At 34.3% G+C, this 16,081-nt stretch carries 14 protein-coding genes and 1 tRNA gene; 5 read left to right on the top strand and 10 right to left on the bottom strand.

What is annotated here, in order from left to right; all coding sequences use genetic code 11:
* Window positions 1-149: 149 nt before the first annotated feature.
* Window positions 150-1,670, bottom strand: coding sequence for a phosphoenolpyruvate carboxykinase (ATP) (locus tag BMX10_RS15315; protein ID WP_330387951.1), 1,521 nt, complete (start codon window positions 1,668-1,670; stop codon window positions 150-152).
* A 264-nt stretch (window positions 1,671-1,934) separates the two neighbouring features.
* On the opposite strand from BMX10_RS15315, the gene BMX10_RS15310 reads away from it, so the two are divergent.
* Window positions 1,935-2,507 carry a flavin reductase family protein gene (locus tag BMX10_RS15310; RefSeq protein ID WP_170834852.1) on the top strand — a complete coding sequence of 191 codons (573 nt, stop codon included), beginning with the start codon at window positions 1,935-1,937 and terminating at the stop codon, window positions 2,505-2,507.
* Window positions 2,508-2,589: 82 nt separating this feature from the next.
* On the opposite strand, the gene BMX10_RS15305 is transcribed toward BMX10_RS15310, so the two are convergent.
* The 3 genes from BMX10_RS15305 to BMX10_RS15295 form a co-directional block, all read right to left on the bottom strand.
* Window positions 2,590-4,374 carry an ATP-dependent metallopeptidase FtsH/Yme1/Tma family protein gene (locus tag BMX10_RS15305; protein ID WP_090446248.1) on the bottom strand — a complete coding sequence of 595 codons (1,785 nt, stop codon included), beginning with the start codon at window positions 4,372-4,374 and terminating at the stop codon, window positions 2,590-2,592.
* A gap of 140 nt (window positions 4,375-4,514) precedes the next feature.
* On the bottom strand, window positions 4,515-4,901 hold the full coding sequence (locus tag BMX10_RS15300) for a hypothetical protein (protein WP_090446246.1): 387 nt from the start codon (window positions 4,899-4,901) through the stop codon (window positions 4,515-4,517).
* A 61-nt stretch (window positions 4,902-4,962) separates the two neighbouring features.
* Window positions 4,963-5,169 carry a hypothetical protein gene (locus tag BMX10_RS15295; protein WP_090446244.1) on the bottom strand — a complete coding sequence of 69 codons (207 nt, stop codon included), beginning with the start codon at window positions 5,167-5,169 and terminating at the stop codon, window positions 4,963-4,965.
* A 363-nt stretch (window positions 5,170-5,532) separates the two neighbouring features.
* On the opposite strand from BMX10_RS15295, the gene BMX10_RS15290 reads away from it, so the two are divergent.
* Window positions 5,533-5,608: transfer RNA gene (locus BMX10_RS15290), tRNA-Ala, on the top strand.
* Between the two features lie 224 nt (window positions 5,609-5,832).
* Here BMX10_RS15290 and BMX10_RS15285 read toward each other — a convergent pair.
* The 4 genes from BMX10_RS15285 to BMX10_RS15270 all read right to left on the bottom strand — a co-directional run bounded on the left by BMX10_RS15285 (window position 5,833) and on the right by BMX10_RS15270 (window position 10,638).
* Entirely contained in the window at window positions 5,833-7,083 is a 1,251-nt protein-coding gene (locus tag BMX10_RS15285) for an FMN-binding protein (RefSeq protein WP_090446242.1), read from the bottom strand.
* Window positions 7,084-7,213: 130 nt separating this feature from the next.
* Window positions 7,214-7,861 (bottom strand): response regulator, encoded by a 648-nt coding sequence (locus tag BMX10_RS15280; protein WP_090446240.1) that lies wholly within the window; start codon window positions 7,859-7,861, stop codon window positions 7,214-7,216.
* Window positions 7,848-9,254 (bottom strand): sensor histidine kinase, encoded by a 1,407-nt coding sequence (locus BMX10_RS15275; protein ID WP_170834851.1) that lies wholly within the window; start codon window positions 9,252-9,254, stop codon window positions 7,848-7,850. The genes BMX10_RS15280 and BMX10_RS15275 overlap by 14 nt, the downstream gene beginning before the upstream one ends.
* A gap of 463 nt (window positions 9,255-9,717) precedes the next feature.
* Window positions 9,718-10,638 (bottom strand): RluA family pseudouridine synthase, encoded by a 921-nt coding sequence (locus BMX10_RS15270; protein ID WP_090446301.1) that lies wholly within the window; start codon window positions 10,636-10,638, stop codon window positions 9,718-9,720.
* Window positions 10,639-11,069: 431 nt separating this feature from the next.
* On the opposite strand from BMX10_RS15270, the gene BMX10_RS15265 reads away from it, so the two are divergent.
* Together BMX10_RS15265 and BMX10_RS15260 are read left to right on the top strand one after the other, a co-directional pair.
* A complete protein-coding gene (locus BMX10_RS15265) occupies window positions 11,070-11,873 on the top strand; it encodes an NAD(+)/NADH kinase (RefSeq protein ID WP_090446235.1) in 804 nt (267 codons plus the stop codon).
* Window positions 11,874-11,948: 75 nt separating this feature from the next.
* Entirely contained in the window at window positions 11,949-12,920 is a 972-nt protein-coding gene (locus BMX10_RS15260; protein ID WP_090446233.1) for a carbon-nitrogen hydrolase family protein, read from the top strand.
* A 33-nt stretch (window positions 12,921-12,953) separates the two neighbouring features.
* On the opposite strand, the gene BMX10_RS15255 is transcribed toward BMX10_RS15260, so the two are convergent.
* On the bottom strand, window positions 12,954-14,231 hold the full coding sequence (locus BMX10_RS15255) for a dicarboxylate/amino acid:cation symporter (protein ID WP_090446231.1): 1,278 nt from the start codon (window positions 14,229-14,231) through the stop codon (window positions 12,954-12,956).
* Window positions 14,232-14,568: 337 nt separating this feature from the next.
* A complete protein-coding gene (locus BMX10_RS15250) occupies window positions 14,569-15,714 on the bottom strand; it encodes a dicarboxylate/amino acid:cation symporter (RefSeq protein WP_090446228.1) in 1,146 nt (381 codons plus the stop codon).
* Between the two features lie 173 nt (window positions 15,715-15,887).
* On the opposite strand from BMX10_RS15250, the gene BMX10_RS18210 reads away from it, so the two are divergent.
* A partial coding sequence (locus BMX10_RS18210) for a hypothetical protein (protein ID WP_330387950.1) occupies window positions 15,888-16,081 on the top strand: 194 nt, incomplete at its 3' end.

The raw sequence follows: 16,081 nt of genomic DNA, 5'->3' as shown, positions 1-16,081 counted from the left end.
ATTATTTAATTCTCTTTCTTTTTTTACTGTCCACGTTGGTTGACTTTCTAAGAAAAGAACTATCAGAGCCATATAACCAAAAAATCCAGCACATGAAGGGTATCATCGAGATACACATGCAACGCTGGATTTTAAAACCACTATAGAAATTATGATGCAATTATAGCTTTACCTTCAATTACTATGTTATCAAACTGCTCTAACCACTGCTTTCTTTCCTTTCTTAATGCGTTTACAATATTCTTGTACTCTATCTCTGTATAGTATTGTTTAGGTTCATATTTGCATAAATCTAATCCTTCCATTGCAAGGGGAACCTCATAACCCCAGTCTTCATCCTTCTTCCATTCTATAGTATCTTTTGCTATTTGTTTCATTATTTCAGTTGAAACTGTGATGGTAATCTTTTCTCCTTCAAAACCTTCCTTAGCACCTACACTGCCGGTATTTAATAAATAACATTCCATGTCCTTATTGTTTTTTAATATCTCCATGATCCTTTGTCCTTCCACAGCTTCCGGTCCAATAATAAATGGGTTTGTACCTACACATCTTTTCGCCTGACCAGCTTTTGTAGGATCTCCTGCAGAGGTTTCTATAGATTCTCCCAGCATAAAATACATAGCTGCTTGCTCAGGAGTTAGCTTTGCTACAGGAGGTATAATGTCATTTCTTCTGGTAATAAATATAATTTTATTTGCCTTTTCTATATCTATGCTATCATCTGTATTAACTATTTCTTGTCTTAGCACAACTCCTCTACCATTAGAAGTTAACTCTGTATTCTCAAAATCAATTATCCCTTCCTCATTTACCATAACGTTTTCAAAAACTGTCGCTGGATGAATAGCGGCATCATAAAGCACCTTTTGAGATGGGTCTAAACCTTCTGTTTTAATAAAGAATCCATTTTCGCTTCCGAAGCAAGCTCCTTTTTCATCCATAAAAACTACATCATCTTGTCTGACGATAGCAGCTTCCTCCCCCTCTAATCCATGGTTATGGATTGTTAGGGTAGTTTTCCCTGTGCCGCTTAAACCAAACATAATGAACCCTACTTCATTTAAATTACCCTCTTTATCCTTGACTCTTAAAACTTTGCTGCCAGCATGCAGCCCCAAGCCTTTATCGTTTTTCACTTTATACATTGCCATTCTAAGAAAAGACTTTTTTGCTTCACCAAAATAATCTGTACCTAATATATAGGTCTCGTAATTGATGGGATCAACAATGATGATTCTTTCAGGCCATTCTGGCACATAAATAGAAGTGAAATCAGGATTATTTTTATCCAATGCCTCAAATAAAGTATTGTTCCACATATAGGCAATCCTGCTATATTCTTTGGTGATATATAACCTGCAATTGAAGCTGAATTCATTATTGTTTCCCATTCTTCTGTCTAGCCGAATAACCTCTTGATTTGATAAGTAATCTTTTACTTGAAGTATTATCTTTTCTGCTTCCCCTCTAGATATTCCTTTTTGTCCTATACCCAGTTCAACGTCATCAATAATAAAACTATGTTTTGCACTGCGATTTCTCACTTGACTTACATAAGAAGCACTTTGATATGTTGTTGTTTTTTCATGATGCTGTGCCAGTCTTCTTAGCTCTTCTACCGATGGATTATCAATCAAATTTTCAATTTCAATAGCTTTGTTTTTCAATTTCGTCACCCCATTAATAATATTAGAAAAATATATAGTATGTATTATTATAAAAATAGTATAACATATATATATTATTTTTCAATATTGTTTCGCATTTTTTCTAAAAAAAATAATTAGTATATATTTAATGCCTTTATCAATTATTATTGAGTAGAGAGCTACGTATTTAATGCTCTTTCTTTATGAAAAAATTTGTAATAAATAAGTAAGTTTATTAGAATAATATTTGATAACCATTTAAGTATTTGAGGAGTGATGGAAATGAATAAAAAAGCAATTGAATTCCCCCAATATAGTACCCAGATATTGCAAACACTTAAGGAGGGTCGTGTATTATTAGTTGCTGAAGGAAAAGACGGTAAACCCAATCCAATGACCATAGCATGGGGTAGTATTATGTTTGCCTGGAATAAGCCTATTTTCGTTGCAATGGTTAGGGGTTCAAGGCATACATATAAGTTAATAGAAGAAAGTGATAGCTTCACGGTGAATTTCTTTACTGCCAAGTATAAAAAGGAAATGGCATTCTGCGGCACCAAATCAGGGAGAGACTATGATAAGTTTAAAGAAACTGGTTTAACACCCACCTCAGCAAAGACAGTAGCAACGCCTGTAATTAAAGAAGCATTTATAAATGTAGAATGCAAAATAGTCAGCAAGGAAAAGATGGATCAACAATTTTTAGAAAAATCTATTATGGACCAATACTATTCTCTAGATGATACCCCTGGTAAAGACCTTCATTTCTTTTATTTCGGAGAAATAGTCGAGATGTATAAAGAAGAAGCTCAAGATGATATCATTGAAACAGTTTTTAAAGATAATTGGTTATAATTTTGCTATTTTTTAGCATAATAGAGCCTCCTAGGGTATTATACACTATTGTTTTCAGTGTATACCTTAGGAGGCTCTATAATTAAACTGCTTTTTTCATAAGATAACTGCTGACAATTTCTTGAATTTCATCTTCCTTTAAGGTTTCTTTATCCATTAAGCCTTCAGCTATAGCTTTAACTAAAGCAATGTTTTCTTGTATCATTTCCTTTGTTTCAGTATAAAGGATTTTCATGGTTTTGTTACAGCTTTCTATAAGCTTTTGATCCATTCCTCCAGACTGTCCTAGTAAAATATCATAGTTAATCATACCCACTTCTTCACTCATACCAAATTGTTTTGTCATAGCCACAATAATCTCAGTAGCCTTTTGTATATCGTTACTTGCTCCTGTTGTTATATTATCCTCTCCAAAAACAAGCTCCTCAACTACTCTTCCTGCTAGTGCAACCTTGATATTGTTTAGCATATCTTTTTTTCTATGATACATCCGATCAGGAGGAATGTTCATACTAAAGCCCCCAGCACCCTTTGTACTTGGTATAATCGTAACCTTTGTAACTTTGTTTTCAGGGCACAATAATTTCGTAGCTACAGTATGTCCAGCTTCATGATAAGCCGTAATACTCCTATCAGCTTCTTTTATATTGCTTCGATCCTTCTTTTCTTCTCCTGCAATAACTGTATAAAAAGCTCTATCTATATGCTTTTCTGAAATATAGCTTGCATCTTCTCTAGCAGCATAAATAGCTGCTTCATTCATAAGATTTTCAAGCTTTGCTCCACTAAAGTATACAGTTTGATGTGCTATCCTTTCTATACTTACAGCAGTAGCTATAGGTCTATCTTTTGTATAAAGCTTTAAAATATCTTGACGAGCCTTTAAATCCGGTAGACCTACCTCTATTTGTCGATCAAAACGACCAGGTCTTAACAGGGCCTCATCTAATATATCTAATCTGTTGGTGGCTGCCATTACGATGATACCTTCACTTCCTTTAAAGCCTGACATTTCCGTTAGCAAAGCATTCAGGGTTCTATCAGATTCGTCACTGCCTCCTAAGCCACCTCTGTCTCTTTTCTTCCCTATTGCATCTATTTCGTCAATAAAAATAACACACTTTCCTTTTTCACTAGCTTTTTTAAATAAATTTCTAACCCTACCAGCTCCCAGACCAGCATATACCTGTACAAAATCTGATCCTGAAACTGCTAAAAAGTCAACACCTGCCTCACTTGCCAAGGCTTTAGCCATTAGCGTTTTCCCTGTACCAGGAGGTCCGTATAGTATAACCCCCTTGGGCATTCTGGCACCATATCGCTGATATTTTTCTGGGTTTTTTAGAAAATCTACTAGCTCCATAATATTTTCTTTGGCTTCTTCATTACCAGCTATATTGGAAAATGAAATGCTGGATTCTTTTTGGGTGGAAAATTCAACAGAAGACATTTTATCATATTCTTTAGATGCCTGTTTTGAACCTTGCTTTGAAAGGTAATATGCTACCCCTGCAAAGGAACCAATTACGATAACAAAAGTAATTATTTGTCCCATTGACTGCTTTTCTCCAACTTCTATTACTTGTATATCTTCCATAAGAAGTCTTTCCTTTAGATTATCTGATCTAGGGTGATCCGTGATAAATCTCTGTCCATCCTGGAACTCACCTTGGATTTTAGCATCATCAGATAACATAACTTTGCTTACCTGTTTTTCTTCAATATTTTCAAGAAACTCTCCATAGGTTATTTCAATTGGCTTTTCTGGATAAAAAAATTGTCTATATATCCCAAAAGATATAATAGATAATACTATAATTACTACACTTACTACCAATATCCATCTATTTTTATTAAACTTTTTCATTCTATAACCTCCTGTGTTGTATAGTGAAAAAGTGGTATGCCGTTTTAGGTTTACATAATATTATAACATGGTTTTACATATTTGCAAAGTCCATAAAAATATAAGAGGCTAGACCTGTTTTGCCTAGCACTCTTTTACTCTTATACTTTATCTTTTATTTTTTTTCTAATCTCTGCTTTTTCTTTTTCTAGCTCCTTCTCTTTTTGTAACACCTTCTCTTTTTCCAGATCCTTTTCTATCCTTCTCTTCATCTTATTTGATAAAACTTCATAATTGCCCATAGCAGCAGTTGCTACTAAAAAAGAATTTAAAAAAGTAAGATATAAGGATTTTAAAGAAAGGGTGTGAAAAACTAACTGATTAGAAAACATAACAAAAGCTGCAACTACAAGGGTTACAATTTTTCTGTCAATACAGTCAGGGGTGTAATCCTTAACAAAGTGTGTAATGATATTGGTAGCTAAAACTGCTCCCGTAAAAGTCATTAGAAAATCTGCTGTAATTAAATCAATACCCTCAGATATCATATCCCCCCCTTTTTTTCGCTCTTTATATTATCATATGATATCTAAGGGTTTTGTTGCCAAATTAGTCTTGATTTAATCCTTGGTTTTTTATATATTCTAAAAAACTTTTTTTTATTTTTATGTGATTATGATATTCCACATCATCAATAATATTATGAGATTTATATCGATTTAAAATATCGATTAATTGTAATGATAATTCTTCCAAGCCTAATTCAATTTCCCTTAAATCTTCTTCTGAATACTCTAGTTCTTCTTCTCTTTTCACTATAATCGCCTCCTAATAGCTTTATTGAAAAGTATTTAAAGGGATTTACATATCCAGCATAAATATTCCAAGTTATTTTAATATAAGATTATAATTTATTTAAGAAATATAATTTAGCTTAGAATTATATAGTTTTAGCATATTCATACTAAGTTCTATAGTCTTCAAATAAGTCCTTCAAATTCATTAGAAAATCGTTAGTGAAATTCCGCAAATGTTTTGCATTTTTCTATTTATTTGTCGTATACTCGACATGATTATATAAAAAGCATCTCTATAATATATTCTATGGTAACCACTTTTTTGTTAGTACATAAAATTTATTTACAAATATTCGCTTTTATAGTATACTTATTTTTGCGAGGGGGTATGGCGCAGTTGGGAGCGCGCTTGACTGGCAGTCAAGAGGTCAGGGGTTCAAGTCCCCTTATCTCCACCAAAAATAAAGAACCGTTAATCGGTTCTTTTTTGTATTAAAGATGCTTTTATTTAATCCACTTTGCAGTTTATATTACATTGTATTTAAAATAGAGCCAGACTTATATCTGACTCTATCATATTTTGCCTGAACCGCTTTGGATGCTAGATTAACAAACTTTTATATATGGGGGAAATGCTCCTTATCCCAACATCATGTAAAGGGTTCACAGGAATTATATAGTTTTAGTAAAGTCCTCTGTTTAATCCATCCATAATTGCGGAGATTACCTTGTTTCCTCTAATAGTGGCTCCTGTAAAGCTGTCAACATCTTCGATGAAATCTCCAGGTATATGAAGGTCAAAGATTGCTGATAATGGTTTCCCTTCAAGGTACTCTATGATTTGCTCATGCTGTTGTAGGATTGGGTATAATGCTTCTCCCTCTTCTAATTTACGATAGTCGGTTCCTGAATAGTATAAATGTCTAAAACTTACATTGCTGATACTGTTGTTTTCTACATCAAACTGAACACTTACCTGTTGCTCTCCACCATCTTCGTAGATTCCTCTATATCTTCCATCTTCATATGCTCCAATATTTCTACTGAAGTCACCTGCTGGTGAATAAAGTCCTCTGTTTAAGCCATCCATAATTGCGGAGAATACCTTGTTTCCTCTAATAGTAGCTCCTGTAAAGCTGTCAATATCTTCGATGAAATCTCCAGGTGTATGAAGGTCAAAGATTGCTGATAATGGTTTCCCTTCTAGGTACTCAATGATTTGCTCATGCTGTTGTAGAATTGGATATAATGCCTCTCCCTCTTCTAATTTGCGATAGTCGGTTCCTGAGTAATATAAATGTCTAAAGCTTACATTACTAATGCTATTATTCTCTACATCAAACTGGATACTTACCTGCTGCTCTCCACCATCTCCATAGATCCCTCTATATCTTCCATTTTCATACTCTTCAATAGCTCTACTGAAGTTCCCTGCAGGTGTATAAAGTCCTCTATTTAAACCATCCTTGATGGCAGAGAAGATCTTACTGCCTCTGATGCTTGCGCCTGAAAAGCTATCAATATCTTCGATGAAATCTCCAGGTGTATAAAGGTCATAGATTGCTGATAATGGTTTTCCTTCTAAGTACTCTATTATTTGCTGATGCTGCTGTAGGATTGGGTATAATGCTTCTCCCTCTTCTAATTTACGATAGTCGGTTCCTGAGTAATATAAATGTCTAAAACTTACATTACTGATAACGTTGTCCTCTAAATCAAATTGTACACTTACCTGCTGCTCTCCACCGTCTCCATAAATCCCTCTATATCTTCCGTTTTCGTAGTCTTCTGATTCATTATCCTCTTCTATAGCGACTGGTTCTTCCACTACATCCTCTGCTGCTGTTACCGGTTCTTCAGTAGCTGTACATCCTGTTAGAGCTACTCCACTTACTAATATCAACACTAATGTCATCAACAAAATTTTCTTCATTTCAAGTCTCCCCTCTATTATTATGGTAATCTGTTAGCATTTAACAAAACTTTGTTATATTAATAACTTATCATTTTGTAGAGGGAGTTTGAACAGTGCAATAAGTCCTTTGGGATAGGTACATTTGTCCCTACTGAATATTTGTTTTCCTTATCCAGTAGCTGGCAGCCTCTGTTCTATTGGAAACATTTAATTTTTTAAAAATATTGCTGATATAATTTCTCACTGTTTTGTCAGAGATGCTCAAAGCTTCCGCGATCTCCTTGTTCACCTTGCCTAGGGCAATCATCTCCAAAATTTTAGTTTCCTGAGGGCTTAGGTTATACTTGCTTTTTATATTTCCATTATCCACCTTTAAGGTGCTAAAAACCTCCTCCGTGACAGAAGCATCTAACACGGATTTTCCCTCATATACAGCTATGATTGTTTTAATTATTTCTTCACTCTCTATATCCTTTAATAAATAAGCATCAACACCAGCCCGGATTGCCCCAATCACCATTTCTCTTTCGGTATAGGCTGTTAAAATAATAATTTTGATATCTGGGAAACGAGCTTTTATGGTGATGCTTCCATTGATACCATCTCCATCAGGAAGTTTAAAGTCTAAAATAATCACATCAGGGTTAGTTTTATCAATCATCCTGATGGCATCTCTCAAGCTCTCCGCTTCTCCGCATACCTCTAGAGAAGGATTGGAGGCTAAAAACATTTTTAGTCCCTTCCTCACTACACTATGGTCGTCTACAATTAATACCCTAATTTTATTCACCATCATTTGAGTCCTCCCACGGTACTATCAATTCAACTTCTGTTCCCGGTTTAAGATTTTTTATTTTAAAGGTTCCTCCAACTGCTTCAGTTCTTTTCTTCATGGAGATAATACCAAACTGTTTTTTTGCGTCTATACTATCAAACTGAATACCTACACCATCATCAATGATTTTAATATGAAGAAAAGCATCTTCTGTTTTTAATAAAACCTTAGCGTTATTCCCTTTGGAATGCTTTATAACATTGCTAACAGCTTCCTGAACTATATAATAAATTTGGCTGGATTTTTCAGCAGATAACTCCCTTAAATCTAATTGTGGCATTTGAGATTCTACATGAATTTTAATATCCTGATTGCTATTAAATGTTTTAGCCAATTGGACAATACTATTGTTTAAATCCTGTAACTCAACTGTCTGTATAGAGGTGGTAGATATAAATTCTCTAGTTTTCCTAATAGTATCCCCTAGATCAATTTTTATTTCCTGCATCAGTTCATGGGCTGCTTTGTCTTTATTATTATTATTATTTATCAAACATTGCAATTTTAAATTAGCTGCATAGATACTCTGAATAATACTATCATGTATTTCCAGTCCCAGTTTTCTTCTTTCCTCATCGGCAATCTTACGCTGCTGCAACTGCTTTAGTCTTTCTTTCTGTTCCCAGCCAAAGGTTTCTATTACTCTAATCAATAGAATATTAATGCCAATTCCAACGATGATTTTTACAATTTGTATAGGAAATCCAAACCATTGTAGAAAGGCTTGATTATTAATAACATTTGCAGGAAAAAATTCCATCTCCCTTACAATCAACCCATCTACTAATCCATAAACAAGAAAAATATAGGCTAGATGCTTATATTTCTTAGCGATTATACCTAAATTTCTCTTATGCATCAGCTTAGCCTGTAATCCTAATGCAAAAGCTGTAATTACTCCTGCCGGCAGTCCCATGAAATAGCGTAATAATATAACATTATATTGTGGCCTTATAAGATGATAAAGCAAACCATGTCTTGCCATTAAAAGAATGAACCCGCTGCCCCAAACTGCCAGCAGTATTATTGGAAGCTTATTCATAATCCTTCTATAGCTAATATCCTTCGGTAACAATGTGGTTCCAAAGCCTATCAAAAATGCAAAGGAAATCGCCTTTAAAAATTGCTTTATGATAAAAAGGTATACATAAAGGTCCGGATATAAATCAGCAATGACCACCATAGTAACCCACTCAGACAACCCATGAGTAATGCCAAAAACCCCTAAATACTTTAAGGATTTTACCAAAGGTAGCTGACTTACCTCTTGGTCTTTCTTGTAGCTTGCAAAGATACCCATCAAAATATAGGTCAAACCATAAGCTAGATATAAGAAAAAATGTTCTTTCGACATAATCATATCCCTCAAATAATCATATTTTCTGTTTATTTATTATACCATATTCTATTATTGTTGTTTCATTAAGTATTAGTATGGTATTTCATTGATTAATCTATTTTATTAGGTTTTTCATGGATTGAAGCACCGCCCTTGAAGATCAGCCATATAATGTTAGCTAAGCCAATAAAAGAAGTCTTTAATGTGAATCATAGATACCACCTATATCCATCTGCTTATCAGCCAGTATGTAACCCATACCACCCCTATAATAGCTATAACCCCTATTAATGTCCTTATTTGGGAAAATCACAGATTTGGTTAAAAGCCAAGAGGGCAGGGGTTCAAGTCTACTTATCTCCACCAAAATACAAAAAAACTCTTAAAATCAATGTTTTAAGAGTTTTTTGTTTTAAGAGTTTTTTTGTATTTTGTAAAATAGAGTTTAGGAGTTTCTCTGTAGATGAAGTTGTTACCTTTATGTATTATGACTCCTTAGCTTATCCTGTAATTGCTTCAAATCCTCTGGAAAATCTGCCTTTATCTCTACCACCGCTTTATATCTTGGCTGCAAAAATTTTAAATAGCTTGCATGAAGTGCTTGTCGATCTATGAACTCAGAGCTTTTGCCATATAAGCTGTCACCTATTAAAGGATGACCAATATGGGACATATGCACCCTTATTTGGTGGGTTCTTCCTGTTAATAGTTGTACCTCTATCAAAGTAGCATTTTTATATCTTTCTATTACTTTATATTTCGTCACGGATCTCTGCCCCTCAGGGCCTACTACTCTTTTTATTGCATCTTCTGTAGGTTTTCCTATGGGTTGGTCAATGGTATCAAAATCCTTTTCCACAACCCCTTGCACGAAGGCAATATACTTTTTTTCAATCTTATCTAATTGCATCTGCTCAGATAAGACATGGTGGGTATAAGGATTTTTTGCAATGATTAATAATCCAGAGGTATCCATATCCAATCGATTTACAAATCTTATTCTACAGTTTAATTTGTTTGTTTCTATGTAATACTGTGCTGCGTTGGCAATAGTACCTATAGCATGCCCCTTTGTAGGATGAGTAACAATGCCTGGTTGTTTGTTGACGATGATCACATCCACATCTTCATAGGCAATAGAAAAAGGTATATCTTCTGGAACAAACTGATTGGGCTCCTCTGTCATTACAATTTTTATGACATCTCCCTTATTTACTTCTTCATGATATTTTACATAATGATTATTTAAAAAAATGGAACGATTCTTTTTTAACTTTGTCAGAAGACGACTGGAAACATTTAATTCCTTTTTCAAAAGATTTTTTATCGTTTCCTTTCCTTCCACTTCTTCAACCAAATAGGTAATCATGTTTTCACTTTGTTGACTCTTTATAATCATTTTTTCACCCACTTTTTTCCTTATCTTCACTATTATAGGCTTTAAAGGATGAAATATCAAGTAAATACATCTTTTCTTAAGTGTATCACTAGACCTTGTTTTCATCTAAATCATCATCCAAATACTATATCCTTTAAATAAGCTTGCAGGAGTTTGTTCAATAGAAAGACTCCCTTTAAATCAAGCTTTATGAAAAAGTATTATAATATATAGTGAGAATAGCAAGACTAAATGAAGGGTACTGATAATAATTATCCTAATATTTTTATTATTTTATATAAAGCTATTATTATGATTGTCAAAGTATAGTATAATAACAAATATATAGTAATAAAAAATATTGACTTCAACTATTGTTTTATGGTAAACAATACACATCTGTTGATGAGTTTCATAGCTTTTTTTATCTTTAAAAAAGGAGGATCTATTATATGAAGAGACGTATTATAAATATCGTACATAGTAAATCAAAATTTTCTATAGATACTGCTGCTTATTTCAAAAAACAGCTTCTAGCACAAGGCTTTGAAGTTTCTGATGCCTTTAATCATGAAGCGGAACTCATAATTTCTATTGGTGGTGATGGCTCCTTTTTAAGAGCTTTGCATAGATATGATTTTCCTGATACACCTTTCTTGTGTATTAATACTGGACATCTTGGTTTTTTTGCTGAAATTGATCCAGATGAGATAGATACCTTTTTAGAAAAATATGTATCAGGAGATTTTTATATTGAAGAGATTAGCCCTATTGATGCAACAGTGTGCACTAGGGATAACTGTATAGACACTCGAGGTATTAACGAAATCGTTATTAAGGGTGATAAGTCCAGAACAATTCACCTGAGTATTTGTGTAAATAATCATCTAATACAACGTTTTAGTGGAGACGGTATTTTAGTGGCTACCTCTACAGGCAGTACCGCTTATAACTACTCTGTTGGAGGGAGTCTTGTGGACCCTAAGCTTAACATACTGCAAGTGACACCTTTAGCACCAATAAATACCAACGCATATCGCTCCTTTACATCTAGTGTGATTTTTCCAACGGAAACAGTTATTAAAGTTAATCCAGAGTATAGATTCGAAAACTCAATTGTTATCGTCAGTGATGGTAGAGAATATCGATTTGCAGGTATTACAGAAGTAACTTTGCAATTATCTCAACAGACAGTTAAAATGCTGCGTTTAAAAGATTTTGACTTTTGGAGTAAAGTAATCACTAAGTTTTTATAATAAATATATAGCAGTTTATAGAACACTAAGTACTTTTCGCTAAAAACAAAATTTATCATAAAGAAGGAGAAGCAGATGCTACGTTCAAAAATAGTCGAGAGGGTTTTTTCCCACAAGGAGGATTGTCCTACTGTTCTTCTAGCAAATATAAATACTTCCATAGATTTGCATAAAAACTTAGCAAAAATCGAAGAAATTATTGAGATAGCCCATGAAAAAAGGGTAAACATCGTTATTTTCCCCGAGCTCGCTATAACAGGGTATATTTGGGAGTCCCTTGAGGATCAGGAGATTTTTCATCACCTCCGGGCTGGTGAGAGTAATTTAGTAAAAAACTGTCTTAATAATATTAGAAATAGCCTAGTTGATAATGGCAAGGGCCTGGAATATGTATTTATAAATAATGCTAGAGAAAAAAATGGTAGTCTTTATAACTCCACCTATGTTATCAACAGTAAAATTGATCATTATGAAGAGTCTATTATTTATGATAAGATTTTTTTAACACCATTAGAGCAGCGTTATTTTAAAAGAGGCTCTGATAAAAGACTGGTTATCGATACAAAATGGGGAAGGTTTGGTTTTTTAACCTGCTATGATTTATGTTTTATGGACCTAGCAAAAAAATATGCTTTTATTGATGATGTAGATGTCATTGTGACCATAGCCGCTTGGCGAGCACAAGCCATCAGAGATTATTCCTTAATGAATATTCGAACTGATAATTATTATGGTTATTTATGGGACCTAATGAACTCTTCTAAGGCTGCACATAATCAAGTCTGGAGTTTAGGAGTCAACTGCGTAGGCTCCCATGAAGTAACTGGAAGCATCTTTTGGGGAAAAAGTGGTATATGGGCTCCTTCAGGCTTGCCTTTGCTACAAGCATCCAATATGAGAGAAGAGCTTTTGATCATTAGAAATATTGATATCAAGGATCCCATAAACCAAGAATGGGTTGAGTTTAACTATCGAATCGAATTTAATAATATCTATAAGCCTATTTTAGAAACAAATTCTCATATCATCGACTTTAAGAATAACTAAGCCCTCCAGTTCTGGAGGGCATTATTTTATCTATTATACAGTAGTGGTTTTTGTGTCATCAGCATCAAAGATACTTTGGTCAAACTCACCTTCAGCTTTGGCTATGATAGCTGTACATACTGCATCACCTGTAATATTGATAGCTGTTCTTGACATATCTAGCAGTCTATCAATACCCATAATTAATGCAATTCCTTCTACAGGTAGTCCTACAGACTGTAGTACCATAGACAACATGATTAATCCTACCCCCGGAACACCAGCTGTACCAATAGATGCTAATGTTGCTGTTAATATTACTGTCATGATAGCAGCAAAGGTTAGCTCAATACCATATACCTGCGCTATAAAAATAGTGGCTGCCCCTTGCATGATAGCAGTTCCATCCATATTGATAGTAGCACCTAAAGGTAAGGTAAAGGAAGCAATATTTTTTGATACGCCAATCCTCTCTTCTACTGTTTCCATTGTAACCGGTAGTGTTGCCCCACTACTTGCAGTAGAAAAAGCTACTGAAAATGCTGGTAAAAACTTTTTAAAGAATCGTACTGGATTTAATCCTGTAAATCCTTTTAATAGACCACCATAGGTGATTACTGCATGGATAATCAAGGCTGTTATTACTGTTCCCATATATTTCAGTAGAGGGATCATAACATCAAAACCTTCATTAGCAAAGGTTCTAGCAATCAATGCAAACACACCATAAGGAGCCAATAGCATAACATAGCCAACCATTTTCATCATCAAATCATTTAACTGATCAAATAAACTGACAATTGGTTTAACCTTTTCTCCTAAAGCAGATAAACCTACTCCCATAAATACTGCGAATACAATGATTTGAAGCATATTACCGCTAGACATAGCAGCGATTGGATTTCTTGGTATCATGTCAATCAGTACCTCAACCAGTGGAACACCTTCATTAATACTAGGTTCCCTTGTCACAATCTCAGAAAGATCCAATCCTACTCCAGGCTGTACAATTGAAGCTAATCCTAATGCTATAGAGATGGCAACTGCTGTTGTTACTAAATAGAATAAGACCGTTCTTACCCCTATTCTACCTAGTTTTTTAACATCTCCCATACTGGCAGAACCGTTAACTAGTGATACAAATACCAGTGGTACTACCATCATCAAAATAGCTCTTAAGAATAATTGTCCTACCAACTGAAATAATCCATCAATGATAATGGTATCTCTTAGTACTCCTGCAGGAAAATTATATAAAATAATACCCGTAACCATACCTGCAACAAGTCCTATCATGATTTTCGTTGTAAGACCCATTTTCTGTTTTGTCATTTGCGTCGCCTCCTTCTCCAAAGTTGTCAATAATTATTATTACATAATTATCATTGTGTTTTATTATACTTTGTAAGAAGAATTGACACAAGTTTTAGAATTTACCATCACATTGATAAAACATCTACTATAACTTTTGATTATTGAAATCACCTGTTTTTTCTCAAAAATGTAATTTTTACCATCGTTGATATCAATGCCCTATCCTTCCATATACGGGTAGTTTATTTGGTAGTTTCTTTGACCTAAGACAATAAAATGAAGGAGAAAAATCAAAAGAAGAGGTTTGACTACCTCTTCTTTTTGATTTATATTTATTTAGTGCTTGATTTCTTCCTTAGCTCCTTGCAAATTTATTTACAATCAAGGCTATGGCACCATCACCAGTTACATTTGCTGCAGTTCCAAAGCTATCTTGAGCAATATATAGAGCCATCATCAATGCTAACTGTCCATCAGTAAAGCCCAGCATGGTTTCTAGCAATCCTACTGCCGCCATGATGGCACCACCAGGGACACCAGGAGCTGCCACCATCGTTACACCCAGCATCAAAATAAATGGTAATACCTCTCCAAAGCCTAAGGTCATGCCTTCAATGGCCATAACAGCAATAGCCGTCATTGTTAATGCAATGGTACTACCGGCTAAATGTATAGTGGCACATAGAGGTATGGCAAACTCTGCTACCTCATCGGATACATCATTGTTCAATGTACTTCTAACAGTAACTGGTATCGTTGCTGCTGAGGACTGGGTTCCAATTGCAGTAAAATAAGCTGGCAGCATATTTTTTATCGCTCTAAAGGGATTGACACCAGTAATAGATCCTGCAACTAGGTATTGGAAAATAATGAAAATGATGTGGATAGCAATAACCAAGATAAATACTCTGCCAAATACAGCTAGGGTTTCAGCTACCTCCCCAGCATAAGCCATTCTGGAAAAAATCCCAGCGATATGTATAGGCAATAATGGTATAATGATACTTTCTATTACTTTTTGAATAATCTGTTGGAACTCTTTCATAAATCGGAACATAGTATCGCTTTTGATGGCTGCCATTCCTAGTCCTAGTAAAAAGGCAGTTACAAGGGCTGTCATAATCCCCATGATAGCAGGCATTTGTATTTCAAAGTAAGGCTCTGCCACCAATCCCTCTGCCGCAGTTTCTCTGCCAGCCGTTATAATCGCTGGTAAAATCAATGAAGCTGCAACAAATGCTAATATTCCAGCTAGTACTGTTGATGCATAAGCTATCCCTGCAGTAATACCAAGTAGCTTTCCTGCTTTATTCCCTAGCTCTGCAATCCCAGGAGCAACAAATCCAATAATTAGTAGCGGGATAACATATCCCAAGAAGTTACCAAAAATTCCACTAAAAGTTACTAATAGCCTTACTAAAAACTCAATTCTTGTGGTTCCAAGAATAATACCAATTATGATGCCAATAATTAATTTAGGTAGTAAACCTAGTTTTTTCATTTTAACACTCCTTTGTTTACTTTCGTAGTGTCAAGTTTGACACTCTTTTTTTACTAACTAATCATTATATTTTAAAGGTTTCAAAGTTTTTTTGTATAAAAAAACAATGCCCCCCCATTTCTTGATATAATTGAAGTTCCCAGCTCACAATTAATAAAGAAAGGGTGGTCATTGTGAACTCCATTATATCTTATTTAGTACTATATATTCAATATCTACAAAAAGAACTTTATACACTTTTAATCTTTGTCTCTAGAAACATCCCTTTACGCCAATTGAATTTTGAAGACTCTAATAGTCCTAAGTACCAGAAGTTAAAGATTGATAAGCTCCCTAGAATTCTAAAGTTTCAAATGCAAGATTATCG

The organism is Natronincola peptidivorans (genome assembly GCF_900111615.1).
GTDB lineage: Bacteria > Bacillota > Clostridia > Peptostreptococcales > Natronincolaceae > Natronincola_A > Natronincola_A peptidivorans.
Note: the sequence above shows the minus strand (reverse complement) of the source record. Positions and strands in the feature narration are given on the sequence as shown.

Coding starts and splice junctions, on each gene's coding strand:
- BMX10_RS15275 (WP_170834851.1), bottom strand. CDS start 9,254: ATGTCGAAAGAACATTTTTTCTTATATCTAGCTTATGGTTTGACCTAT.
- BMX10_RS15250 (WP_090446228.1), bottom strand. CDS start 15,714: ATGAAAAAACTAGGTTTACTACCTAAATTAATTATTGGCATCATAATT.
- BMX10_RS15285 (WP_090446242.1), bottom strand. CDS start 7,083: ATGAAGAAAATTTTGTTGATGACATTAGTGTTGATATTAGTAAGTGGA.
- BMX10_RS15270 (WP_090446301.1), bottom strand. CDS start 10,638: ATGATTATAAAGAGTCAACAAAGTGAAAACATGATTACCTATTTGGTT.
- BMX10_RS15310 (WP_170834852.1), top strand. CDS start 1,935: ATGAATAAAAAAGCAATTGAATTCCCCCAATATAGTACCCAGATATTG.
- BMX10_RS15300 (WP_090446246.1), bottom strand. CDS start 4,901: ATGATATCTGAGGGTATTGATTTAATTACAGCAGATTTTCTAATGACT.
- BMX10_RS15260 (WP_090446233.1), top strand. CDS start 11,949: ATGCTACGTTCAAAAATAGTCGAGAGGGTTTTTTCCCACAAGGAGGAT.
- BMX10_RS15265 (WP_090446235.1), top strand. CDS start 11,070: ATGAAGAGACGTATTATAAATATCGTACATAGTAAATCAAAATTTTCT.
- BMX10_RS15305 (WP_090446248.1), bottom strand. CDS start 4,374: ATGAAAAAGTTTAATAAAAATAGATGGATATTGGTAGTAAGTGTAGTA.
- BMX10_RS15255 (WP_090446231.1), bottom strand. CDS start 14,231: ATGACAAAACAGAAAATGGGTCTTACAACGAAAATCATGATAGGACTT.
- BMX10_RS15280 (WP_090446240.1), bottom strand. CDS start 7,861: ATGATGGTGAATAAAATTAGGGTATTAATTGTAGACGACCATAGTGTA.